Genomic DNA, 22,601 nt, shown 5'->3' on the forward strand with positions numbered 1-22,601 from the left:
GAATGCTCATTTCTAAGCTTTACGATACAGAAGCCACCATTTAAATTTGCTTCTATCGTCTTCTTCAATGAATCAAGCAATTCGTGTGGGAACTTATGGAGCAGCTGATGTCGTCGATTAAGGAGGTGATCCAGCCGCAGGTTCCCCTACGGCTACCTTGTTACGACTTCACCCCAGTCATGAATCACACCGTGGTAACCGTCCTCCCGAAGGTTAGACTAGCTACTTCTGGTGCAACCCACTCCCATGGTGTGACGGGCGGTGTGTACAAGGCCCGGGAACGTATTCACCGTGACATTCTGATTCACGATTACTAGCGATTCCGACTTCACGCAGTCGAGTTGCAGACTGCGATCCGGACTACGATCGGTTTTATGGGATTAGCTCCACCTCGCGGCTTGGCAACCCTTTGTACCGACCATTGTAGCACGTGTGTAGCCCAGGCCGTAAGGGCCATGATGACTTGACGTCATCCCCACCTTCCTCCGGTTTGTCACCGGCAGTCTCCTTAGAGTGCCCACCATTACGTGCTGGTAACTAAGGACAAGGGTTGCGCTCGTTACGGGACTTAACCCAACATCTCACGACACGAGCTGACGACAGCCATGCAGCACCTGTCTCAATGTTCCCGAAGGCACCAATCTATCTCTAGAAAGTTCATTGGATGTCAAGGCCTGGTAAGGTTCTTCGCGTTGCTTCGAATTAAACCACATGCTCCACCGCTTGTGCGGGCCCCCGTCAATTCATTTGAGTTTTAACCTTGCGGCCGTACTCCCCAGGCGGTCAACTTAATGCGTTAGCTGCGCCACTAAGAGTTCAAGACTCCCAACGGCTAGTTGACATCGTTTACGGCGTGGACTACCAGGGTATCTAATCCTGTTTGCTCCCCACGCTTTCGCACCTCAGTGTCAGTATCAGTCCAGGTAGTCGCCTTCGCCACTGGTGTTCCTTCCTATATCTACGCATTTCACCGCTACACAGGAAATTCCACTACCCTCTACCATACTCTAGCTTGCCAGTTTTGGATGCAGTTCCCAGGTTGAGCCCGGGGATTTCACATTCAACTTAACAAACCACCTACGCGCGCTTTACGCCCAGTAATTCCGATTAACGCTTGCACCCTCTGTATTACCGCGGCTGCTGGCACAGAGTTAGCCGGTGCTTATTCTGTCGGTAACGTCAAAGCACTAACGTATTAGGTTAATGCCCTTCCTCCCAACTTAAAGTGCTTTACAATCCGAAGACCTTCTTCACACACGCGGCATGGCTGGATCAGGCTTTCGCCCATTGTCCAATATTCCCCACTGCTGCCTCCCGTAGGAGTCTGGACCGTGTCTCAGTTCCAGTGTGACTGATCATCCTCTCAGACCAGTTACGGATCGTAGCCTTGGTGAGCCATTACCTCACCAACTAGCTAATCCGACCTAGGCTCATCTGATAGCGCAAGGCCCGAAGGTCCCCTGCTTTCTCCCGTAGGACGTATGCGGTATTAGCGTCCGTTTCCGAACGTTATCCCCCACTACCAGGCAGATTCCTAGGTATTACTCACCCGTCCGCCGCTCTCAAGAGGTGCAAGCACCTCTCTACCGCTCGACTTGCATGTGTTAGGCCTGCCGCCAGCGTTCAATCTGAGCCATGATCAAACTCTTCAGTTCAAACATCTTTGGGTTTTTTAGAAACCCTAAACTTGGCTCAGCAATCGGTTGTTACATCTTTGATTTCTCGCGGAGTAACTTGTGATGCTGATAATCTTGTTGACTATCAGTCTGACTCCACAAGCACCCACACGAATTGCTTGATTCAGTTGTTAAAGAGCGGTTGGTTAAGCTTTCGCTCAACCGAGGCGCGCATTCTACAGCAGCCTCTGTTGCTGTCAAGTGGTTATTTTCAGATGCTTTCAAAGTTTCGACTGCGCCGGAAGTGGGCGAATTATAGGCCGTTGGAATTCTGAGTCAAGGGCTAATTGAGTGACTCTATCAATTAACCCAAAATCATACCCGCCACACATATATAGAGGGGTGCTGACGCACCCCTCTATATATAGCTACAGCACACCCGCCTCACGCAGGGCTTCCACCATCCCATGGTCCAGCCCCAACACTCGCTCCAGGACCTGTTGCGTATGCTCCCCCAACAAAGGAGGCGCATTACGGTACTCCACCGGCGTCTCGGACAAACGGATCGGGCTCGCCACCTGCGGCACCAGGCCAGCCAGCGCATGGGGCAGCTGCATCGACAGCCCACGCGCCTGGACCTGCGGATCTGCAAAGACCTGCGCCAAATCATTGATTGGCCCACACGGCACGCCAACCGCCTCCAGCTGCGACACCCACTCAGCCGTAGTCTTGAAAACTGTTGCCTGCCTTATAAGGGGCACCAGCACTGCGCGATTGGCGACCCGCTGCTTGTTACTCGCAAAACGCGGGTCATCACTCCACTCGGGCCGACCAGCCACTTCAGCAAACTTGCGAAACTGACTATCGTTACCAACCGTAAGGATGAAGTCGCCATCGGCCGTAGGAAAATCCTGATACGGTACGATATTCGGATGAGCATTGCCAAGGCGCTGCGCAGCGACACCTGTAGTCAGATAGTTCATCGCCTGATTCGCCAGGCAAGCCACCTGCACATCCAGCAGCGCCATATCAATATGCTGACCGCGGCCACCCTGCTGCCGATGGGCCAGGGCCGCCAGAATTGCCACCGTCGAGTAAAGACCAGTCAATATATCCGTCAGCGCCACACCAACCTTTACCGGCCCCGCCCCCTCGTCGCCCTCAGGCCGACCAGTCAAACTCATCAGGCCGCCCAGACCCTGAATCATAAAGTCATACCCGGCCCGCTTGGCGTAAGGCCCGGTCTGTCCAAACCCGGTAATCGAGCAGTAGATCAACTCTGGATTCAACGCCTTGAGCGACCCATAGTCCAACCCGTAGGCCTCCAGCCCGCCAACCTTGAAGTTTTCGATCAAGATGTCGGACTTCGCAGCCAGTTCTCGCACCAGTCGCTGACCTTCCGGCTTGGTGAAGTCGATCGTCACTGACTGCTTGTTACGATTGGCCGACAGGTAATACGCAGCCTCCCCCGTACTCTCGCCATACGCATCCTTCAGGAACGGCGGCCCCCAGGCGCGTGTGTCATCACCATTGCCGGGGCGCTCGACCTTGATGACCTCAGCCCCGAGGTCAGCAAGTATCTGCCCCGCCCACGGCCCGGCGAGAACCCGCGACAAATCCAGCACCCGCAAATGCGACAAAGCACCCATGAGCCGAGCTCCTGTTAATAGAACGCCTGAAGACCGGTCTGCGCACGCCCAAGAATCAAGGCATGCACGTCATGCGTCCCTTCATAGGTATTCACTACTTCCAGGTTGACCAGGTGACGCGCCACGCCGAACTCATCGGAAATACCGTTGCCGCCCAACATGTCGCGAGCCATACGGGCGATATCCAGCGACTTGCCGCACGAGTTGCGCTTCATGATCGATGTAATCTCCACCGCCGCAGTGCCTTCATCCTTCATCCGCCCCAGACGCAGGCAGCCTTGCAACGCCAGGGTAATCTCGGTCTGCATGTCAGCCAGCTTTTTCTGAATCAGCTGAGTCGCTGCCAAAGGCCGCCCAAATTGATGGCGATCCAGGGTGTACTGACGCGCGGTGTGCCAGCAGAACTCGGCAGCACCCAATGCACCCCACGAGATCCCGTAACGCGCCGAGTTGAGGCAAGTAAAAGGCCCCTTCAGACCGCGAACATCCGGAAAGATATTCTCTTGAGGCACAAACACGTTATCCATAACGATTTCGCCCGTGATGGATGCACGCAAACCAACCTTGCCGTGAATCGCAGGCGTGCTCAGACCCTTCCAGCCTTTTTCCAGAACAAAGCCACGAATGTCGCCTTCATCATCCTTGGCCCAAACCACAAACACATCCGCGATCGGGCTGTTGGTGATCCACATCTTGCTGCCCGTCAGGCTGTAGCCGCCATCCACAGAGCGAGCACGGGTAATCATCGCACCCGGGTCGGAACCATGGTTCGGCTCTGTCAGACCAAAGCAGCCAATCCATTCACCCGAGGCCAGCTTGGGAAGATACTTCTGCTTCTGCGCCTCAGTACCAAACTCATTGATCGGAACCATCACCAGAGACGACTGCACGCTCATCATTGAGCGATAACCCGAGTCGACCCGCTCTACTTCACGGGCAATCAGACCGTAGCTGACATAGTTCAGACCGCTGCCGCCGTACTGCTCAGGGATCATCGCCCCCAGCAAACCTGTCTCACCCATCTCACGAAAGATCGCCGGGTCGGTCTTCTCATTACGGAAAGCTTCAAGAACACGCGGCGCCAGCTTGTCCTGGGCAAATTGCTCAGCGCTGTCGCGCACCATGCGCTCCTCTTCAGTCAGTTGCTGATCCAGCAACAGTGGATCAATCCAGTTGAAGCTTGCTTTACCCGCCATCAGAGAACCCTCGTGAAATAGATCAAATGTCGTAGATCGATCCTAGGCCGCCCTTAATAGAAGGACAAACGAGGATTACGCACCCTGTTGTGATAATTTCTCACTCTGTAGCCAATGAAAAAGCCATTTATGGCCGTCTTTAGTGAGGATGTCGTACATGCGCCGCAAAATCCCCAGCACCACAGCCCTGATCAGCTTTGAGGCAGCGGCGCGCCACGAAAGCTTCACCAAGGCCGCACAAGAACTATCTCTCACCCAAGGGGCCATTTGCCGACAGATAGCCAGCCTCGAATCGTTCATTGGCGTAGAACTGTTCAGACGCTCCAAACGCGGGGTAAAGCTGACCGAAGCCGGCCTTTCCTACAGTCGGCGGGTTGCAACTCAACTGGATGCAGTAGAACGGGACACCCTGTCCGTCATGGGCCAACAAGGCGCCAACACCATTGAACTGGCCCTTGTCCCTACCTTCGGCACGCAATGGCTGCTACCCCGTCTGAAGGACTTTCAGCAACAACACCCGGACGTCACGGTCAACCTGACCAACCGAACACGCCCCTTCCTGTTCGCCGACACCGATTTTGACGCGGCCATCTACTTCGGTGATGCCGACTGGTCCGGCACATCGTCCTACCGCCTGATGGGTGAAAACCCGGTACCGGTATGCAGCCCTTCTTTACTGGGTGCAGCCCAACACCTGAGCGCAGAAACCCTCGCAGAACTGCCCCTGCTGCAACAAACCACTCGCCCCTACGCCTGGCGACAGTGGTTTAACGCACAGGACATGAGCGTGCCACGCGACATGACCGGCGCACGTTATGAGCTGTTTTCGATGCTGGCCCAGGCCGCCATGCACGACATGGGGGTCGCCCTGATCCCGCCTTTTCTGATTCAGCGCGAACTGGCCGAGAAGCGCCTGGTGATTGCCAATGAACGCCCGCTTTCCAGCACCAAGGCTTACTACTTAATGATCCCCGAGCGCAAAATTGAATCGGCCTCTCTGCAGGCCTTTCGCGACTGGCTGATCAAGCAGGCCGCGATCTACAGCCTTACCTGACTCCCCGCATCGTCCGGACAAACTATGTAGTGATGCACAAAAAAGCACTACATATATAAGCAAATGTCGCTATTTTACACTCGTTACTTTTGTCTAACTGGACAAACCTGTAAGGCAGTAACCACGCGGCCTGCAGGGTATTTCCGAAAGTTATGCTGCGATAACCAAAAGAAATCTGAAAAAAACTCAAAAACCCCCTCAAATCATTACAAGCCATGTATTCAAAGGGCTGCAGCTGACCCTTGCGACATTCGGTCACTGCATGACTTGTAGTTAATATCCCGTCACCCTCCATAAGTTCTTGAAGGCCAAAAAAATCGACGGCAGAATGCCCCGCCCCACCTGCATTCAGGCGGGGTCGTGCTGATCGGCCGCCCCAGATGCACCACCCGTAGTGCGCTGGCTTTCTTATAAAAGATCACGCAGGAGATATGACGTGCACATTGGTGTTCCTCTCGAAACCCAACCGGGTGAAACGCGGGTTGCTGCAACCCCCGAAACCATCAAGAAGCTGATCGGCCAAGGCCATAAGGTGACTGTTCAAAGTGGCGCCGGTGTTAATGCCAGCGTTATTGACAGCGCCTATGAAGCTGCAGGCGCGACTATTGGCAGCGCCACAGATGCATTCAGCGCCGAGCTGATTCTGAAAGTCGTCGCCCCGAGCGACAGCGAACTGGCCCTGATCAGTAGCGGCACCGTACTGATTGGCATGCTCAACCCGTTCAGCAATGAAACCATTGCCAAACTGGTCGAACGCGGGATCACCGCCTTCTCTCTTGAAGCCGCCCCCCGTACATCCCGTGCGCAAAGTCTTGATGTGCTGTCATCCCAGGCCAACATTGCCGGTTACAAGGCAGTTCTGGTCGCCGCTCACCACTATCCGCGCTTCATGCCGATGCTGATGACTGCCGCCGGAACCGTTAAAGCTGCACGGGTGCTGATCCTGGGTGCCGGTGTTGCGGGTCTGCAGGCGATTGCCACCGCCAAGCGCCTGGGTGCCGTCATCGAAGCGTCGGATGTACGACCTGCGGTTAAAGAGCAGATCGAATCCCTGGGCGCCAAATTTGTCGACGTACCCTACGAAACCGACGAAGAACGCGAATGCGCCGTCGGCGTCGGCGGTTATGCCCGACCAATGCCTGCCAGCTGGATGCAGCGCCAGGCTCTGGCCGTTCACGAACGCGCCAAGCAGGCCGACATTGTTATCACCACCGCACTGATTCCGGGACGCAAGGCACCTGTGTTGCTGAGTGCAGAAACCGTCGCGCAAATGAAGCCCGGTTCTGTGGTCATCGATCTGGCAGCGGCCCAGGGCGGCAACTGCCCGCTGACCGTTGCCGACCAGGTCGTGGTCGAGCACGGGGTCACCATCGTCGGCTACACCAACCTGCCTGCCATGGTTGCCGCAGACGCCTCCGCGCTGTACGCCCGCAACCTGCTGGACTTCCTCAAGCTGGTCTTCACCCCTGAAGGGCAGTTCCAGATCAACCTTGAAGACGACATCGTCGCCGCGTGCCTGATGTGCCGCGACGGTCAAGTCGTGCGCAAAAACGGCTGAGGATAAAAACATGGAAGAGCTCATCTCCCCCGGTATCTACAACCTGATCATCTTCGTGCTGGCTATCTATGTCGGTTATCACGTGGTCTGGAACGTAACCCCTGCATTGCACACGCCCCTGATGGCCGTCACCAACGCCATCTCCGCCATTGTGATCGTGGGCGCCATGCTTGCCGCCGCACTGACGGTCACGCCACTGGGTAAAACCATGGGCACCCTGGCGGTCGCACTGGCAGCCGTAAACGTATTCGGTGGATTTTTGGTCACCCGGCGCATGCTGGAAATGTTCAAGAAGAAAGCACCTAAAGCCAAAGAAGAGGTGCGCAAGCCATGAGCATGAACCTGGTCACTGTTCTTTATCTGGTTGCATCGATCTGCTTTATTCAGGCGCTGAAAGGCCTGTCGCACCCGACCACCTCACGCCGCGGCAACTTCTTCGGCATGCTTGGCATGGGTCTGGCGGTAATCACCACCGTCGGCCTGATCTACAAACTGGGCAGCGAAATTGCGACCGCAGGCATCGGCTACGTGATTGTCGGCCTGTTGGTAGGCGGCACCGCAGGCTCGATCATGGCCAAACGTGTCGAAATGACCAAAATGCCTGAGCTGGTCGCTTTCATGCACAGCATGATCGGCCTCGCGGCAGTCTTCATTGCCATCGCTGCGGTGGTAGAGCCGCAATCGCTGGGCATCGTCAAACATCTGGGCGACGCCATCCCTGCCGGTAACCGTCTGGAACTGTTCCTCGGCGCGGCCATCGGTGCCATTACCTTCTCCGGTTCGGTCATCGCCTTCGGCAAGCTCTCGGGCAAATACAAGTTCCGCCTGTTCCAGGGCGCACCGGTACAGTTCAACGGTCAACACAAACTGAATCTGGTACTGGGCCTGGCCACGCTGGCACTGGGCATCACCTTTATGCTGACCGGCAACCTCAATGCCTTCGCACTGATGCTGGCATTGGCGTTCGTACTGGGCGTGCTGATCATCATCCCGATTGGCGGCGCCGACATGCCGGTCGTGGTCTCGATGCTTAACAGCTACTCCGGCTGGGCAGCGGCAGGCATCGGCTTCTCGCTGAACAACTCGATGCTGATCATTGCCGGCTCGCTGGTCGGCTCTTCGGGTGCGATCCTGTCGTACATCATGTGCAAGGCGATGAACCGCTCGTTCTTCAACGTGATCCTCGGCGGCTTCGGTGGCGCAGTCGATACCGCAGGCCCGGCAGGCTCGAAAGAAGCGCGCCCGGTGAAATCCGGCTCGGCTGACGACGCCACGTTCCTGCTGATGAACGCCGACACCGTGATCATCGTTCCGGGCTATGGCCTGGCCGTGGCACGGGCCCAGCATGCACTTAAAGAACTGACCGAGAAGCTGACCCATCGCGGCGTGACCGTGAAGTACGCCATTCACCCGGTAGCGGGCCGCATGCCCGGCCACATGAACGTACTGCTGGCCGAGGCAGAAGTGCCTTACGACCAGGTGTTCGAGATGGAAGACATCAACTCCGAGTTCGGCCAGGCCGACGTGGTGCTGGTACTGGGCGCCAACGACGTGGTCAACCCGGCGGCCAAGAACGATCCTAAATCGCCGATTGCCGGCATGCCGATCCTCGAAGCCTATAAAGCCAAAACCGTCATCGTTAACAAACGGTCCATGGCCAGCGGCTATGCCGGCCTGGATAACGAATTGTTTTATCTGGATAAAACAATGATGGTCTTCGGCGACGCGAAGAAAGTTATTGAAGATATGGTTAAAGCGGTCGAGTAACATCCCCGCCCCTGCAACACCGAGAACCCCGGAGCTGAATTGGCCGGGGTTTTTCTATTTATAAAGAACCCGACCAAAGGCTCTAAATCGGCCGCTGGCATTCGACCATGGTAGCGGGACGAAAGGCTCTGAAAATGAATAGACTGCGCCTCTTGCTTCCGTTGCCCGAGATAACAATCCATGTACCGTGAACGTATTCGCCTAACTTCCCTACACGACAAGGTCATGAGCGCCGCAGAAGCCGCCGACCTTATCAAAGACGGCATGACCGTCGGCATGAGCGGTTTTACCCGTGCCGGCGAAGCCAAGGCCGTCCCCCAGGCATTGGCCGAACGCGCCAAGCTGTCGCCGTTGAAAATCACCCTGATGACCGGCGCCAGCCTGGGCAACGACCTCGACAAGCAATTGACTGAAGCCGGCGTACTGGCTCGGCGCATGCCGTTCCAGGTCGACAGCACCCTGCGCAAGGCCATTAACGCCGGCGAAGTGATGTTCATCGACCAGCATTTGTCCGAAACCGTCGAGCAATTGCGCAACAAGCAACTGACCCTGCCGGACATCGCCGTTATCGAGGCCGTCGCAATTACCGAGCAAGGTCATATCGTTCCAACGACCTCCGTAGGCAATTCCGCCAGCTTCGCGATTTTCGCCAAACAGGTGATTGTCGAAATCAACATGGCGCACAACCCGAATCTGGAAGGTCTGCACGACATCTACATTCCGACCTACCGTCCGACGCGCACACCGATCCCGCTGGTCAAAGTCGACGACCGCATCGGTAGCACCGCGATCCCGATCCCGGCGGAAAAAATCGTCGCCATCGTGATCACCAACAAGCCGGACTCTCCGTCCACCGTGTCCGAGCCGGACAGCGAAACCGACGGTATCGCCTTCCACCTGATCAATTTCCTCAAGCAGGAAGTTGAAGAAGGGCGCATGACCAACAAGCTTGGTCCGCTGCAGGCAGGCATCGGCAACATTGCCAATGCGGTAATGTGCGGGCTGATCGACTCGCCGTTCGAAGACCTGACCATGTACTCCGAAGTACTGCAGGACTCGACCTTCGATCTGATCGACGCCGGCAAGATGAGCTTTGCTTCGGGCAGCTCGATCACCCTGTCCAGCCGTCGCAATGCCGACGTGTTCGGCAACCTCGAGCGCTACAAGGACAAACTGGTCCTGCGCCCGCAAGAGATCTCCAATCACCCGGAAGTGGTTCGCCGCCTGGGCATCATCGGGATCAACACCGCACTCGAGTTCGACATCTACGGCAACGTCAACTCCACCCACGTTTGCGGCACGCGGATGATGAACGGTATCGGTGGCTCGGGTGACTTCGCCCGCAACGCACACCTGGCGATCTTCGTTACCAAGTCGATTGCCAAAGCCGGAGCTATTTCCAGCGTTGTGCCCATGGTCAGCCACGTCGACCACACCGAGCACGACGTCGACATCCTGGTCACCGAGCAGGGCCTGGCCGACCTGCGTGGCCTGGCCCCACGCGAGCGCGCACGGGTCATCATCGACAACTGCGTGCACCCGGACTTCCGCGAAGCGCTGAACGATTACTTCAACAAAGCCTGCGCTATTGGCGGCCACACGCCGCACATACTGCGTGAAGCCCTGAGCTGGCATATCAACCTCGAAGAAACCGGGAAAATGCTGCCGTAACTCCCGTTCTAGACAGCCGCTGACAAAAAACACTATTTGCCAGCGGCTTTTTTTGGCGTAAATTTCAAAAACTGTACTACTGTACCGGTCAATTCATGACCCTTCCCCGCCTTCCCCCTGCCAAAACAGTCCGTTTCGCACCACATTGGTGCTGACAGGTACAGTTGTGCTCATTTATGGCCGTACAGCACCCCTAAACAGTTAACTGGCCCATCGCAATACAGTTGAACTGTATCTACTGTGTATGGACACAGAAGAGGATCATTGGCATCAGTTAAACCACTAGCCAATGCCGCCACAAGCGGAAGGATGCCGTCATGGAACGTACACTCAGTTCCGATCTGTTCAACGAAAGCAACACAGTAAACAACCAGGCTTCCATGCCTTTGCGCGTTCTTGCCAACTTGATGTTGTGGCAGCGCCGAATCTCCAGCCGCCATCAACTGGCTCGCCTGGACTCGCGTCTTCTGGCTGATGCCGGGATTAGCGAAGCACAGCGTTACGAAGAGCTGAGCAAGCCGTTCTGGCGCTAATGAGCGCTCGCTGGCCCTGACCACCGGTCTATCGCCAGCACCCTGAATTGAAAAAACAGAACCCGTCGCGGATTACCGCTGACGGGTTTTGTCGTTTATGGGGCGCATTTTTAAGAGGCCATAGCCAGACAGGTACAGTTTCTAAAAATATTAAAACAGACAGGTACAGTTACACAAATACTTGATCCAAAGCACTTTGCGTACTCCAATCGGCAAAACATCCTTTGCTCAGCGCTGCCCTGCGCCTACTATTCGAGCCATAAGCGTCTATTTTAATAAGCTCATGTTTTGGAGTCTCACCATGCCCACCCTTCGTCTGTTTAGCGCCGCTGCCTTGCTGACCCTTGCTGCAAGCGCCAATGCCTCAAGCTTTATCGTCACCACCGATAGCATCGTGGGCACCCTCAAGGCCACTTCCGACCTGACGTCCGACGCCACCGGTTCGTTCCGCGACAACAAGATCGTGCGTGCTGCACGTGACGACGCCGCCAGCTTTGTAGCCAGCGAAGGAACCATTCGCGGTGTGAAACTGGAAAGCGCATTCGAGGCCATCCGCCAGCAAGCACCACAGTTGCAGGCCACCGACGCTCAACTGGCCCAGGCAATCCTGACCATTTGATTTTCGGATACGCCTGCCCCCCTGTGGGGCAGGCATGCCCGCAGAAGAAACACTGCGCTGCGCCGCTTCATGAAGAACCCCGCCTCGCGCTGGCTCTGCCCCGGCCATTACGCTAGCCTTGAGTCTCATTCCAACTGCCTCGAGACCCATGCGCTTTTCCTCTTTAGCTCTGCTTGCACTCTGCTGGACACACACAGCCCATGCCTTCGATCTGACCACCCAGAATGTGGTGCTCAGTGGTTACGTCACCAGTAAAGTGACGTCCGCGCCCTTTGATCACAAACTGATACGTGCCGCCCAGGATGATGCTGGCGTCTTCATTGCCAGTGACGGCCAACTGCGAGGAGCGCAGCTGGAATCTGCCTTGCGCTGCCTGCGCCGGAGTCATCCAGAATTGAGTGTCAGCGACCTTGAACTGGCACAAGCAATTCTCGTCCAATAAATACCCGCATTTTCTGGAGATGTTTCATGCGTAGCCCTTTAATTGTCGCGACCCTGGGTCTTTTGCTGCTCGCCGACGTGGCACAGGCACAGACCCTGGTCCAGACCAGCAACATCATTGTGCGGGCCTTTGGTCGCACCATTGACTTCACCTCGGACACCACCACCTCGATCCGCGACTCCAAAGTCGTGCGCGAGGCTCAGGATGACGCCGCCACTTTCGTTGCCAGCCAGGGCGACATTCGCGGTGTGCAGCTGGAATCAGCCTTCAGCACCCTGCGTGAGCGTGTCCCCGAAGCCCGTACCGTCAGCGACCAGGTCCTCGCCGAAGCCATACTCGCACTGTGAGGCGGCTAACGCGCTGGTTCTTCGTTTGTGGCCTGCTGCTTGCGGGCAGTGCCCAGGCCGCTCTGCATCTGCAACTCAAGACCGAAGGCCTGAGCCCGGCTGAACAACAGGCCAGCCAGGCTCTGCTGGACGAGGCCATGCAGAGCCTGCCACCGCGTTTTATCGAGCAGCTGGACCGACAGATTCTGGTGGGCTGGACCGATGACATGCCAAGCAATGCCTACGGCCAGGCGTCGCTGGTGTCAGAGCTGGATCTCAATCGCAAGCTGCTGGCCGGGCTGACCGACGGTTCTGCCGCCACCCTGCAGACCAACCGTCCCCACGGCACCGTGCGCCGGGAAATGCTCGCCACTGTGCTGCACGAACTGACCCACATCTACGACCGCGCCCGACTCTGGCCCGCCGCAGAGCGCAGCCTGATCCTGCGCTGCAGCAGACAAAGCAACAGCTCCGGAATCATTGGCCTGCCCGATCAATGCCGCGGCCAGACCGAACGCCGCTTCACCCTCAGCGATGATCCACGGCTGCTCGACCTGGCCGGCTGGCAGCAATATGTCGGACGCCGTGGCGAGCGCGAGCAAGACAACCACCAGATCGTTCGCAGCCCGGACCTTTACGAAGTCACCAACCCCAAAGAGTTTGTGGCGGTCAACATGGAGTACTTCCTCCTCGACCCGGCCTACGCCTGTCGCCGCCCAGCCCTCTACCGCTACTACAAGGCGCATTTCGGCTGGGCCCCGGCGGCCAGGGACGAATGCCCCAAAGGCTTCGCCTTCCTCAACGCCGGTAACGACTTTGCCCTGCAGCCCCTGGGCACCGTCGACCCGGAGCGGGTCTACGCCGTCGACTACCTGCTGGCCGAGGCCAACCAGGAGTGGGCCAGCCGCTGGGGCCACAGCATGCTGCGCCTGGTGATCTGCGCCCCCGGACGCCCGCGCGGCCCGGACTGTCGCCTCGACCTGCAAGAACACCTGGTTCTGTCCTACCGGGCATTCGTCAATGACGTACAGCTTTCAAGCTGGGACGGCCTGACCGGGGCTTACCCGTCACGCTTGTTTGTGTTGCCACTGGCCCAGGTTATCGACGAATACACCAAGACCGAACTGCGCAGCCTGGCTTCGGTGCCGCTCAAGTTGAGCCGCCCCGAAATTGAAGAAGTGGTTGAGCACGCTGCCGAGATGCACTGGAGCTATGACGGCAACTATTACTTCATCTCCAACAACTGCGCGGTGGAAACCCTGAAGCTGCTGCGCAGCGGTAGCGACAATAGCCAGCTCAAAGGGCTCGACAGCATCGTGCCCAATGGCCTGCTTGAAGTGCTTGAGGGCCGCGGGCTGGCCGACACCAGCGTGCTGGAGGATCCGAAAGAGGCCCTGCGCCTGGGTTACCGGTTTGACTCCTACCGCGACCGCTATCAAGCCATGTTCGACGTGCTCAAAACCCGCCTGCCAATCAAACAGACCACGGTTGAAGACTGGCTGGCCCTGAATGCCGACGAACGCCGGCCGTGGATCGAGAAGGCGGACCTGCGCTCGAGTGCTGCGCTGTTATTGCTTGAGCAGGCCAGCTTTCGTCGACAACTGCTGCTGGCCCAGGACGAGGTCAAGCAAAAGTACCTGGGCGCCCGCGGGCTCAAGGATGGCGGCATGGATAAAGCCAATAAAACCCTGCAGCAGATTCTCGCCACCAGCGGCTTTCTCAGCCGCCCGGCCGAGTTGCTCGGCAGCAGTGGTTATGGCCTGCCGCAAGCCAAAGAGTGGGAAGTGCTCCAGTCCGAAAGCAGCCAGCGCCAGCAGCAACTGCTGCGCCTGACCACTGACCTGGACCAGGAAGTGCGCGGCCTGCTTGAACCGGCCCGGGCGGCGGAAATTGCTGCCACCGAAGCCAACGTCAAACAGATCGGCGAGCACTTGCGGGCGATTCATAAAGCGTCAGGCGGGTTGCAACTGCCCTGATTCTGCTAACCCCCCCTGCAGGAGCGAGCTCTTTAGCCTGGCTGAAAACAGCTCGCTCCTGCAGGACTTGCCCGGCGTATCTCAGGCTCCCGGCACAAAGTGCTTCTGCACGGTGCCGTGGGCGATCAGCCGCGAGAGGTAGTTCATTTTCTCGGCATCCTGATCGACAAAGCGGAACGTCAGTTGCAACCAGTCACTGTCCGGCCTGGGCTCGTAAGCCACGATGGCATGCAGATAGCCATTGAGGCGCGCAACCTCGGCGTTCTCACCCTGCTCAAGGTCCAGTACCGCACTGGCCAATACCTGAGGCAGCACTTCACCGCGACGCACCACCAGCAGCGCTTCCTTGAGGCTCAGAGCCTTGATCACGCACGCCTGGGTGCCGCTGGCCAGGCGCAGCTGCCCTTGACCCCGACCAGCCGGCGCCTGAGCGACTGGTTTTGCTGCTGGCGCCACCGGACGTGCAGCCGCAGCAGGAGCCGGGGTGATTACTTGGGCCTTGCCACCGGTCAGTGCATTCAGCGAGTCGTTACCGAAGGCGCTGCTCAAGCGTGCAGGTGCACTGCTCATCACGGCATCCAGCAAACCCGCCTTGGCAAAAGCCTTCTTCACCTTGGTCAGCAACTGCTCGTTGGTGAAGGGCTTGCTGACAAAGTCTGAGACCCCGGCCTGAATCGCCTGAATCACATTTTCCTTGTCCCCGCGGCTGGTCACCATAATGAACGGCAGGGTTTTCAGATGATCCTGCTCACGGCACCAGGTCAGCAGTTCAAGGCCGGACATCTCCGGCATTTCCCAGTCGCACAGCACCAGATCGAAAGTCTCACGGGTCAGCAATGCCTGGGCTTTACGGCCATTGACTGCGTCTTCGGTCCTGATGCCCGGAAAATAGTTACGCAGGCAATTTTTAACCAGATCGCGAATAAACGACGCGTCATCCACCACCAGCACACTGACCTTGCTCATCGACTGCTCCTTTAAAATCCTGACCACCCTGCCCGCATTCAAAGCAATGTGCCAAGACCGACAGGCACCCCAACGGCATTAACGTTCGCAGAGCGCCTTGAATATGAATGCCAAAAACCAAAACGCCCGGCTAGAGCCGGGCGTTTTTTATCTCGGGCAGTCTTATTTATCGTCAGCAGACTGCACAACATTAGCTTTATCACCGCCTGTGCCTTCAACTTCTTCGCGCATGCGCTTGAGGCCCATGTGCCGCACGTCCGTGCCGCGCACCAGATAAATCACCAGCTCGGAGATATTGCGCGCATGGTCGCCAATACGCTCCAGCGAACGCAGAACCCAGATGATGCTCAACACACGCGAGATCGAACGCGGGTCCTCCATCATGTAAGTGGCCAGTTCGCGCAGTGCGGTCTTGTACTCGCGATCGATGATTTTGTCGTACTGGGCTACCGACAGTGCGAGGTCGGCATCGAAGCGGGCGAACGCATCCAGTGCATCACGCACCATGTTGCGTACCTGATCGCCGATGTGCCGCACTTCGACATAACCCCGGGGCGCCTCGCCTTCTTCACACAGCTGAATGGCACGGCGAGCGATCTTGGTCGCTTCGTCACCGATGCGCTCCAGGTCGATCACTGACTTGGAGATACTGATGATCAGGCGCAGGTCAGAGGCTGCCGGCTGGCGACGGGCCAGAATGCGCAGGCATTCTTCGTCGATGTTGCGCTCCATCTGATTGATCTGATCGTCTATCTCGCGCACCTGTTGCGCCAGGCCGGAGTCGGCCTCGATCAACGCCGTGACGGCATCGTTGACCTGTTTCTCCACCAGGCCGCCCATCGCCAGCAAGTGACTGCGTACGTCTTCGAGTTCCGCGTTGAACTGCGCGGAAATGTGATGGGTGAGGCCATCCTTTGAAATCATGGTTTTGCTCCGCAAAAGCTTCAAGCGACCAGCTTCAAGCTGCAAGTTGATTATGTCGTTACGCCAAACTGCATTTACTTGCCGCTTGAGGCCAACGGCTGCAGCTGCTGCTAGCCATAGCGCCCGGTGATGTAGTCTTCGGTCTGTTTCTTGGCCGGGTTGGTGAACAAGGTATCGGTGTCGCCGTACTCAACCATCTTGCCCATGTACATGAACGCGGTGTAGTCCGAAACCCGGGCTGCCTGCTGCATGTTGTGGGTCACGATCACGATGGTGAACTTGGACTTGAGCTCGTAGATCAGCTCTTCGACTTTCAGGGTCGAGATCGGGTCGAGTGCCGAGCACGGCTCATCGAGCAGCAGTACTTCAGGCTCAACTGCGATGGTACGGGCAATCACCAGACGCTGTTGCTGGCCGCCGGACAGACCCAGAGCCGACTCGTGCAGACGGTCCTTGACCTCATCCCACAGCGCCGCGCCCTTGAGTGCCCACTCTACCGCTTCGTCGAGCACGCGCTTTTTGTTGATGCCCTGGATCCGCAGACCGTAGACCACGTTTTCGTAGATGGTCTTGGGGAACGGGTTGGGTTTCTGGAACACCATGCCGACGCGCCGACGCAACTCGGCCACATCCTCGCCCTTGCGGTAGATGTTGTTGCCGTACAGGTTGATCTCGCCCTCGACACGGCAACCGTCCACCAGATCGTTCATCCGGTTGAAGGTGCGCAGCAACGTGGACTTGCCGCAACCCGACGGGCCGATAAACGCGGTAACCCGTTGCTTGGGGATGTTCAGGCTGACGTCGAACAGCGCCTGTTTTTCACCGTAGTAAAGGTTCAGGCCCGGTACTTCAATGGCGACGGCTTCGTCAGCCAGGCTCAGGCTCTGTTTGCTGCGGCCCAGGGCTGACATGTTGATGCCGTGGGTGGGAGATTCATGCTGCATGGGTTGCTCCATACGCTAAAAATTCATTTCGCTTACCTCTGGCCGCTTATCAGGGCCAGAGGTTTACATGATTATTGTGGGAGCCGGCTTGCCGACGATCCGGACAACGCGGTGTACATCTGAACCGTCGCTGGCAAGCCAGCTCCCACATGACCCTTACGTGTATCAATCAGCTTTCCAGCGCCTTGTACTTCTCGCGCAGGTGGTTACGAATCCATACCGCCGACAAGTTAAGCGTTGCGATCACCAGTACCAGCAGCAGCGCGGTGGCGTATACCAGCGGGCGTGCGGCTTCGACGTTGGGGCTCTGGAAGCCCACGTCATAAATATGGAAGCCCAGGTGCATGATCTTCTGGTCAAGGTGCAGGTACGGGTAGTTGCCATCCAGCGGCAGCGACGGTGCCAGCTTGACCACGCCCACCAGCATCAGCGGCGCCACTTCACCGGCCGCACGGGCCACCGCGAGGATCATGCCGGTCATCATGGCCGGGCTGGCCATCGGCAGCACGATCTTCCACAAGGTCTCGGATTTGGTGGCACCCAGCGCCAGCGAGCCTTCGCGAACGGTACGCGGAATACGCGCCAGCCCTTCTTCAGTGGCCACGATCACCACCGGCACCGCCAGCAGCGCCAGGGTCAGCGAGGCCCACATCAGGCCCGGCGTACCAAAGGTCGGCGCCGGCAGTGCTTCGGCGAAGAACAGCCGGTCCACCGAGCCGCCCAATACATACACAAAGAAGCCCAGGCCAAACACGCCGTACACAATGGCCGGGACACCGGCCAGGTTGTTGACCGCAATGCGGATCACCCGGGTCAGGGTGTTTTGCTTGGCATATTCGCGCAGATACACCGCCGCCAGCACCCCGAACGGCGTGACGATCACGGCCATGATCAGGGTCATCATCACGGTGCCGAAAATTGCCGGGAAGATCCCGCCTTCAGTGTTGGCTTCACGGGGGTCCTGAGTGAGGAACTCCCAGATATTGCTGAAATACATCCCCAGCTTCTGCCAGCTGTTCATCGCGTTCGGCTGGTAGGCCTTGACCACCTTGCCGATGCTGATTTCCAGCTCTTTACCGTTGGCGTCGCGGGCCGTGAGGCTGTCGCGATTGAACTGCGCGTGCAAGTCCCCCAAACGCTCTTCGATGGCTTTGTAGCGGGCGTTCAGTTCGGCCCGTTCCGACTCCATGTCAGCTTGCGCTTGCGGGGTGAGCTTGCCGTCCAGCTCCAGCTTGCGACCATGCAGGCGGATACGCTCCAGCCCGTAGTTGATCGCACCGATGTCTTTCTTTTCCAGCTGGCTGAGTTGTGCCGCCAGTTCATTGATACGTTTGACCCGGGCTTGCAGTTCAGGCCAGGCCGCAGCACCTTCGGCGATCACTTTGCCGTTTTCTTTCACGTTGACCAGATAGCCGTAAAAATTGCCCCATTCGCGGCGCTCGATGGCCATCAGCTCCGGCGGCGTGGACTGGTTGGTCAGCCACTCGCCGACCACCCAAGTGAAGTCGTTGCCGTTCAGGTCACGGTTACCGACCTTGATCAGCTCCCGCGTCATGAACTCTGGGCCTTGATCGGGCACCGGCAGGCCGGCGCTTTTCAGACGCTCGCGCGGTACTTCTTCCTTTTGCACCACTTCGCCGATCAGCACGTGATTGGCATTACCCGGTACGTCGTACTGCGCGTGCACCAGGTCTGCCGGCCAGAAGTGACCCAGACCACGCACCGCGATGACCGACAGCAAACCGATGGTCATGATGACCGCGATGGAAACCGCACCACCGCTGATCCAGACGCCGGGAGCGCCGCTCTTGAACCAACCTTTGAGGGAGTTCTGTTTCACAGACTTCTACCTTCCTTAAAGCGACGAATATTTCTTGCGCAGACGCTGACGAATCAGCTCGGCGAGGGTGTTCATGACGAAGGTGAACAGCAGCAGTACCAGCGCCGAGAGGAACAGCACGCGGTAATGACTGCCGCCCACTTCCGACTCCGGCATTTCCACCGCTACGTTCGCCGCCAATGTGCGCAGGCCTTCGAACAGGTTCATTTCCATGACCGGGGTGTTGCCGGTGGCCATCAACACAATCATGGTCTCGCCTACCGCACGGCCCATGCCGATCATCAGCGCCGAGAAAATCCCCGGGCTGGCGGTCAGGATGACCACCCGGGTCATGGTCTGCCACGGTGTGGCACCCAGCGCCAGCGAGCCCAGGGTCAGGCCACGCGGCACGCTGAACACGGCGTCTTCGGCAATCGAGTAGATGTTCGGGATGACCGCAAAGCCCATCGCCAGACCCACCACCAGAGCATTGCGCTGGTCGTAAGTGATGCCCAGGTCGTGGGAGATCCACAGGCGCATGTCGCCGCCGAAGAACCAGGCTTCCATATACGGGCTCATATACAGCGACAGCCAGCCCACAAACAGAATCACCGGGATCAGGATCATGCTTTCCCAGCCGTCCGGCACCCGCAGGCGGATCGACTCAGGCAGGCGGCTCCAGGTGAAACCCGCCACCAGGATGCCGATGGGCATCAGCATCAGCAGGCTGAAAATCCCCGGGAGATGGCCCTCGACATAAGGCGCCAGGAACAGACCGGCGAAGAAGCCAAGGATTACCGTGGGCATCGCTTCCATCAGCTCGATCACCGGCTTGACCTTGCGCCGCAGACTCGGGGCCATGAAGTAAGCGGTGTAGATCGCGGCAGCAACAGCCAGCGGAGCGGCCAGCAACATGGCGTAGAACGCCGCCTTCAACGTACCGAAGGTCAATGGCGCAAGGCTCATTTTCGGTTCGAAGTCGGTGTTGGCAGCCGTCGACTGCCAAACGTATTTAGGTTCGTCGTAGTTCTCGTACCAGACCTTGCTCCACAACGCGCTCCAGGACACTTCCGGGTGCGGGTTTTTCAGGGTCAGTGGCAGCAGCTTGCCGCCCTCTTCCACGATGATGCGGTTGGCCCGTGGCGACAACGCCATGATGCCGGGGCCTTCAGCAATTTTTTCGACCAGCAGGGTGCGATGCGCGGTGCTGTGGAACACACCGATTTCACCAGCAGCGTCCAGGGCCAGGAAGCCTTTGCGACGTTGTTCGGCGGTGATCTCGACAATCGGCGAGCTGCCCATCTGGAAACTGCGGATGTGCTTGAAGCGTTGCTCGCCATCCGGATCGCGCGCCATGAACCATTGGCTCAGACCACCCCTGGAGTCGCCGAAAATCAGCGAGATACCACCCACCAACTGGGTACTGGCGGTGATCTCGGTCGTGGCGTCATCAGCCAGCTTGTAGCGCCCGTTGAGGCTCTTGTCGCGCAGGCTGAACACATCGGCTTGCGCCCGCCCGTTAACCACATACAGCCACTGCTGGCGCGGGTCGACGTAGAGCGCTTTGACCTGTTCGGTCATTTGCGGCAGGTCGATGCGGGTCTCGGAATTCGTGACCTCGCCGGTCATCATGTTTTCTTCGCTGACCATCGACAGCACGTTCAACTGCGCACCGCTCGAGCCCGCCAGCACCAACGTCGAATCGTTCACGCTGAGGTTCACGTGATCCAGCGCACGGCCCTGGGGGTCGAGCACAAGCGGCGTTTCGCCATAGGGGTATTCAATGGCCGGGGTGATGGTCTTTTTGTTATCCGGGTAGCTGACACGGTAGCTGTGACGGAACACCAGGGCCTGACCGTTGGACAGGCCCAGGACCACCACCGGATTACCCGGCTGGTCTTCACCGATCGACGTCACTTGTGTGCCCGCAGGCAACGGCAAGTTGACCCGCGACAACTCGTCGCCCGTTTTGGCGTTAAAGAACAGCACCATGCCCTTGTCGGACACACGCATACCGACCTGATTCTGCTCCTCTACGGAAATCATCAGCGGCTTGCCGGCATCCTGCATCCATACCGGAGTCAGCGCCTGCTTGGCATTGAGGTCTGCGCCCTGAAACAGCGGGAACACGACATAGCCGAGGAAGAAGAAAATCAGGGTGATCGCGCCGAGCACGGCAAGACCGCCGATAAATACATACCAGCGGGTCAGGTGGTCTTTTAGCGCGCGGATGCGACGCTTGCGCTTGAGTTCAGGGGTATTGAAATCAATGCGCTTGGGAGCGGATGTCGTAGTCATTGGGGAATTGGCCAGATCATTCATGCGCACACCCTAGCGATCCTGTATGACAGAAAGATGACAAAGCAGTGACGCAGAAAATCCGCCGCCCAGTGGTGCTGGCAGCGGAGCGAAAAATGAGGTGAATCAGGAGCGCCTGTAGCGGCTGCCGGAGGCTACGACGGGCTGCGTAGCAGACCCGTTTTTGAAGGCCCTTCGGACCTTGCCGCAGCCTTCGTCAGCGACTACAGAGCTCTCGTTTATGCGCCTTCTTTCAAGCCCAGGTCAGCCAGTGCTTTGGCAGCGACTTTGGCTGGCAGCGGGATATAGCCGTCTTTCACGACCACTTCCTGGCCCTGCTTGGACAACACCAGCTTGATGAACTCGGCTTCCAGCGGGTTCAGCGGCTTGTTCGGTGCCTTGTTCACATACACGTAGAGGAAACGCGACAACGGGTATTTGCCGTTCAGTGCGTTTTCTTCGGTGTCTTCAATGAACTCGGTGCTGCCCTTTTTAGCCAGAGGCACTGTTTTCACGCTGGCGGTTTTGTAACCGATGCCCGAGTAGCCCACGCCGTTCAGCGAGCTGCTGATGGACTGAACCACCGAAGCGGAACCCGGCTGTTCGTTCACGTTTGGCTTGTAGTCGCCTTTGCACAGGGCTTCTTCCTTGAAGTAGCCATAAGTGCCGGATACCGAGTTACGACCAAACAGTTGAACCGGCTTGTTCGCCAGATCGCCGGTCACACCCAGGTCGCCCCAGGTTTTAACGTCAGCTTTGGCGCCGCACAAACGGGTCGACGAGAAAATCGCGTCAACCTGCTCCATGGTCAGGTGCTTGATCGGGTTGTCCTTGTGGACAAATACCGCCAGGGCATCAACAGCCACCGGGATGGCGGTCGGCTTGTAGCCGAACTTCTGCTCGAAGGCAGCCAGTTCGTTGTCCTTCATCTTGCGGCTCATCGGGCCCAGGTTGGCGGTGCCTTCAGTAATCGCAGGTGGCGCGGTCGAAGAACCGGCAGCCTGAATCTGGATGTTCACGTTCGGGTATTCTTTTTTGTAAGCCTCAGCCCACAGGGTCATCAGGTTCGCCAGGGTATCGGAACCAACGCTGGACAGATTCCCCGACACACCGGTGGTCTTCACGTAGGGCTGAATAGCCGGGTCAACACCAACGGCAACCGCATTGGCAGTCGCAACGCCAGCGGCAACAAAAGTCAGGGCCGCCATCACACGCTTCAATTTCATGCCTTACTCCTAACAAA

General features: G+C 57.9%; 18 protein-coding genes and 1 rRNA gene. 10 read left to right on the top strand and 9 right to left on the bottom strand.

What is annotated here, in order from left to right:
- Positions 1-118: 118 nt before the first annotated feature.
- The 3 genes from B195_RS22335 to B195_RS22350 all read right to left on the bottom strand — a co-directional run bounded on the left by B195_RS22335 (position 119) and on the right by B195_RS22350 (position 4,461).
- Positions 119-1,655: ribosomal RNA gene (locus B195_RS22335) — 16S ribosomal RNA — on the bottom strand.
- Positions 1,656-2,044: 389 nt separating this feature from the next.
- Positions 2,045-3,265, bottom strand: a complete 1,221-nt coding sequence (locus B195_RS22345) for a CaiB/BaiF CoA-transferase family protein (protein WP_003438165.1) — start codon at positions 3,263-3,265, stop codon at positions 2,045-2,047.
- 14 nt (positions 3,266-3,279) lie between these two features.
- Positions 3,280-4,461: an acyl-CoA dehydrogenase gene (locus B195_RS22350; protein WP_003438163.1), complete on the bottom strand. Its 1,182-nt coding sequence runs from the start codon at positions 4,459-4,461 to the stop codon at positions 3,280-3,282.
- Between the two features lie 157 nt (positions 4,462-4,618).
- Here B195_RS22350 and B195_RS22355 point away from each other — a divergent pair, with 157 nt between their 5' ends.
- The 10 genes from B195_RS22355 (at position 4,619) to B195_RS22400 (ending at position 14,407) form a co-directional block, all read left to right on the top strand.
- The gene (locus B195_RS22355; RefSeq protein WP_003438161.1) at positions 4,619-5,515 is read left to right on the top strand and encodes a LysR family transcriptional regulator; all 897 of its coding nucleotides are present in this window, start codon (positions 4,619-4,621) and stop codon (positions 5,513-5,515) included.
- 436 nt (positions 5,516-5,951) lie between these two features.
- The gene (locus B195_RS22360; RefSeq protein WP_003438159.1) at positions 5,952-7,073 is read left to right on the top strand and encodes a Re/Si-specific NAD(P)(+) transhydrogenase subunit alpha; all 1,122 of its coding nucleotides are present in this window, start codon (positions 5,952-5,954) and stop codon (positions 7,071-7,073) included.
- A 10-nt stretch (positions 7,074-7,083) separates the two neighbouring features.
- Entirely contained in the window at positions 7,084-7,407 is a 324-nt protein-coding gene (locus tag B195_RS22365) for an NAD(P) transhydrogenase subunit alpha (RefSeq protein WP_003438157.1), read from the top strand.
- Positions 7,404-8,840: an NAD(P)(+) transhydrogenase (Re/Si-specific) subunit beta gene (locus tag B195_RS22370; protein ID WP_003438156.1), complete on the top strand. Its 1,437-nt coding sequence runs from the start codon at positions 7,404-7,406 to the stop codon at positions 8,838-8,840. Before B195_RS22365 ends, B195_RS22370 begins: the two co-directional genes overlap by 4 nt.
- Before the next feature lie 180 nt (positions 8,841-9,020).
- Complete coding sequence (locus B195_RS22375; RefSeq protein ID WP_003438154.1) at positions 9,021-10,511, top strand: acetyl-CoA hydrolase/transferase family protein; 1,491 nt, start codon at positions 9,021-9,023, stop codon at positions 10,509-10,511.
- Between the two features lie 317 nt (positions 10,512-10,828).
- Positions 10,829-11,044: a DUF1127 domain-containing protein gene (locus B195_RS22380; protein ID WP_003438153.1), complete on the top strand. Its 216-nt coding sequence runs from the start codon at positions 10,829-10,831 to the stop codon at positions 11,042-11,044.
- Positions 11,045-11,345: 301 nt separating this feature from the next.
- Positions 11,346-11,663: a DUF2388 domain-containing protein gene (locus B195_RS22385; protein WP_003438151.1), complete on the top strand. Its 318-nt coding sequence runs from the start codon at positions 11,346-11,348 to the stop codon at positions 11,661-11,663.
- Positions 11,664-11,811: 148 nt separating this feature from the next.
- A complete protein-coding gene (locus B195_RS22390; RefSeq protein WP_003438149.1) occupies positions 11,812-12,105 on the top strand; it encodes a DUF2388 domain-containing protein in 294 nt (97 codons plus the stop codon).
- Positions 12,106-12,131: 26 nt separating this feature from the next.
- Positions 12,132-12,452 (top strand): DUF2388 domain-containing protein, encoded by a 321-nt coding sequence (locus tag B195_RS22395; protein WP_003438147.1) that lies wholly within the window; start codon positions 12,132-12,134, stop codon positions 12,450-12,452.
- On the top strand, positions 12,449-14,407 hold the full coding sequence (locus B195_RS22400) for a DUF4105 domain-containing protein (RefSeq protein ID WP_003438146.1): 1,959 nt from the start codon (positions 12,449-12,451) through the stop codon (positions 14,405-14,407). The genes B195_RS22395 and B195_RS22400 overlap by 4 nt, the downstream gene beginning before the upstream one ends.
- An 81-nt stretch (positions 14,408-14,488) precedes the next feature.
- On the opposite strand, the gene B195_RS22405 is transcribed toward B195_RS22400, so the two are convergent.
- The 6 genes from B195_RS22405 to B195_RS22430 all read right to left on the bottom strand — a co-directional run bounded on the left by B195_RS22405 (position 14,489) and on the right by B195_RS22430 (position 22,584).
- Complete coding sequence (locus tag B195_RS22405) at positions 14,489-15,373, bottom strand: response regulator (RefSeq protein WP_003438143.1); 885 nt, start codon at positions 15,371-15,373, stop codon at positions 14,489-14,491.
- Between the two features lie 162 nt (positions 15,374-15,535).
- On the bottom strand, positions 15,536-16,297 hold the full coding sequence (gene phoU, locus B195_RS22410; RefSeq protein WP_003438141.1) for a phosphate signaling complex protein PhoU: 762 nt from the start codon (positions 16,295-16,297) through the stop codon (positions 15,536-15,538).
- A gap of 110 nt (positions 16,298-16,407) precedes the next feature.
- On the bottom strand, positions 16,408-17,241 hold the full coding sequence (gene pstB, locus B195_RS22415; RefSeq protein WP_003438139.1) for a phosphate ABC transporter ATP-binding protein PstB: 834 nt from the start codon (positions 17,239-17,241) through the stop codon (positions 16,408-16,410).
- A 169-nt stretch (positions 17,242-17,410) separates the two neighbouring features.
- On the bottom strand, positions 17,411-19,081 hold the full coding sequence (gene pstA, locus B195_RS22420) for a phosphate ABC transporter permease PstA (protein ID WP_003438137.1): 1,671 nt from the start codon (positions 19,079-19,081) through the stop codon (positions 17,411-17,413).
- Between the two features lie 15 nt (positions 19,082-19,096).
- The gene (locus B195_RS22425; RefSeq protein ID WP_003438135.1) at positions 19,097-21,382 is read right to left on the bottom strand and encodes an ABC transporter permease subunit; all 2,286 of its coding nucleotides are present in this window, start codon (positions 21,380-21,382) and stop codon (positions 19,097-19,099) included.
- Between the two features lie 215 nt (positions 21,383-21,597).
- Positions 21,598-22,584, bottom strand: a complete 987-nt coding sequence (locus B195_RS22430) for a phosphate ABC transporter substrate-binding protein PstS (RefSeq protein ID WP_003438133.1) — start codon at positions 22,582-22,584, stop codon at positions 21,598-21,600.
- Positions 22,585-22,601: the final 17 nt, after the last annotated feature.

The organism is Pseudomonas sp. Lz4W (assembly GCF_000346225.2).
GTDB classification, from domain to species: Bacteria; Pseudomonadota; Gammaproteobacteria; order Pseudomonadales; family Pseudomonadaceae; genus Aquipseudomonas; species Aquipseudomonas paraversuta.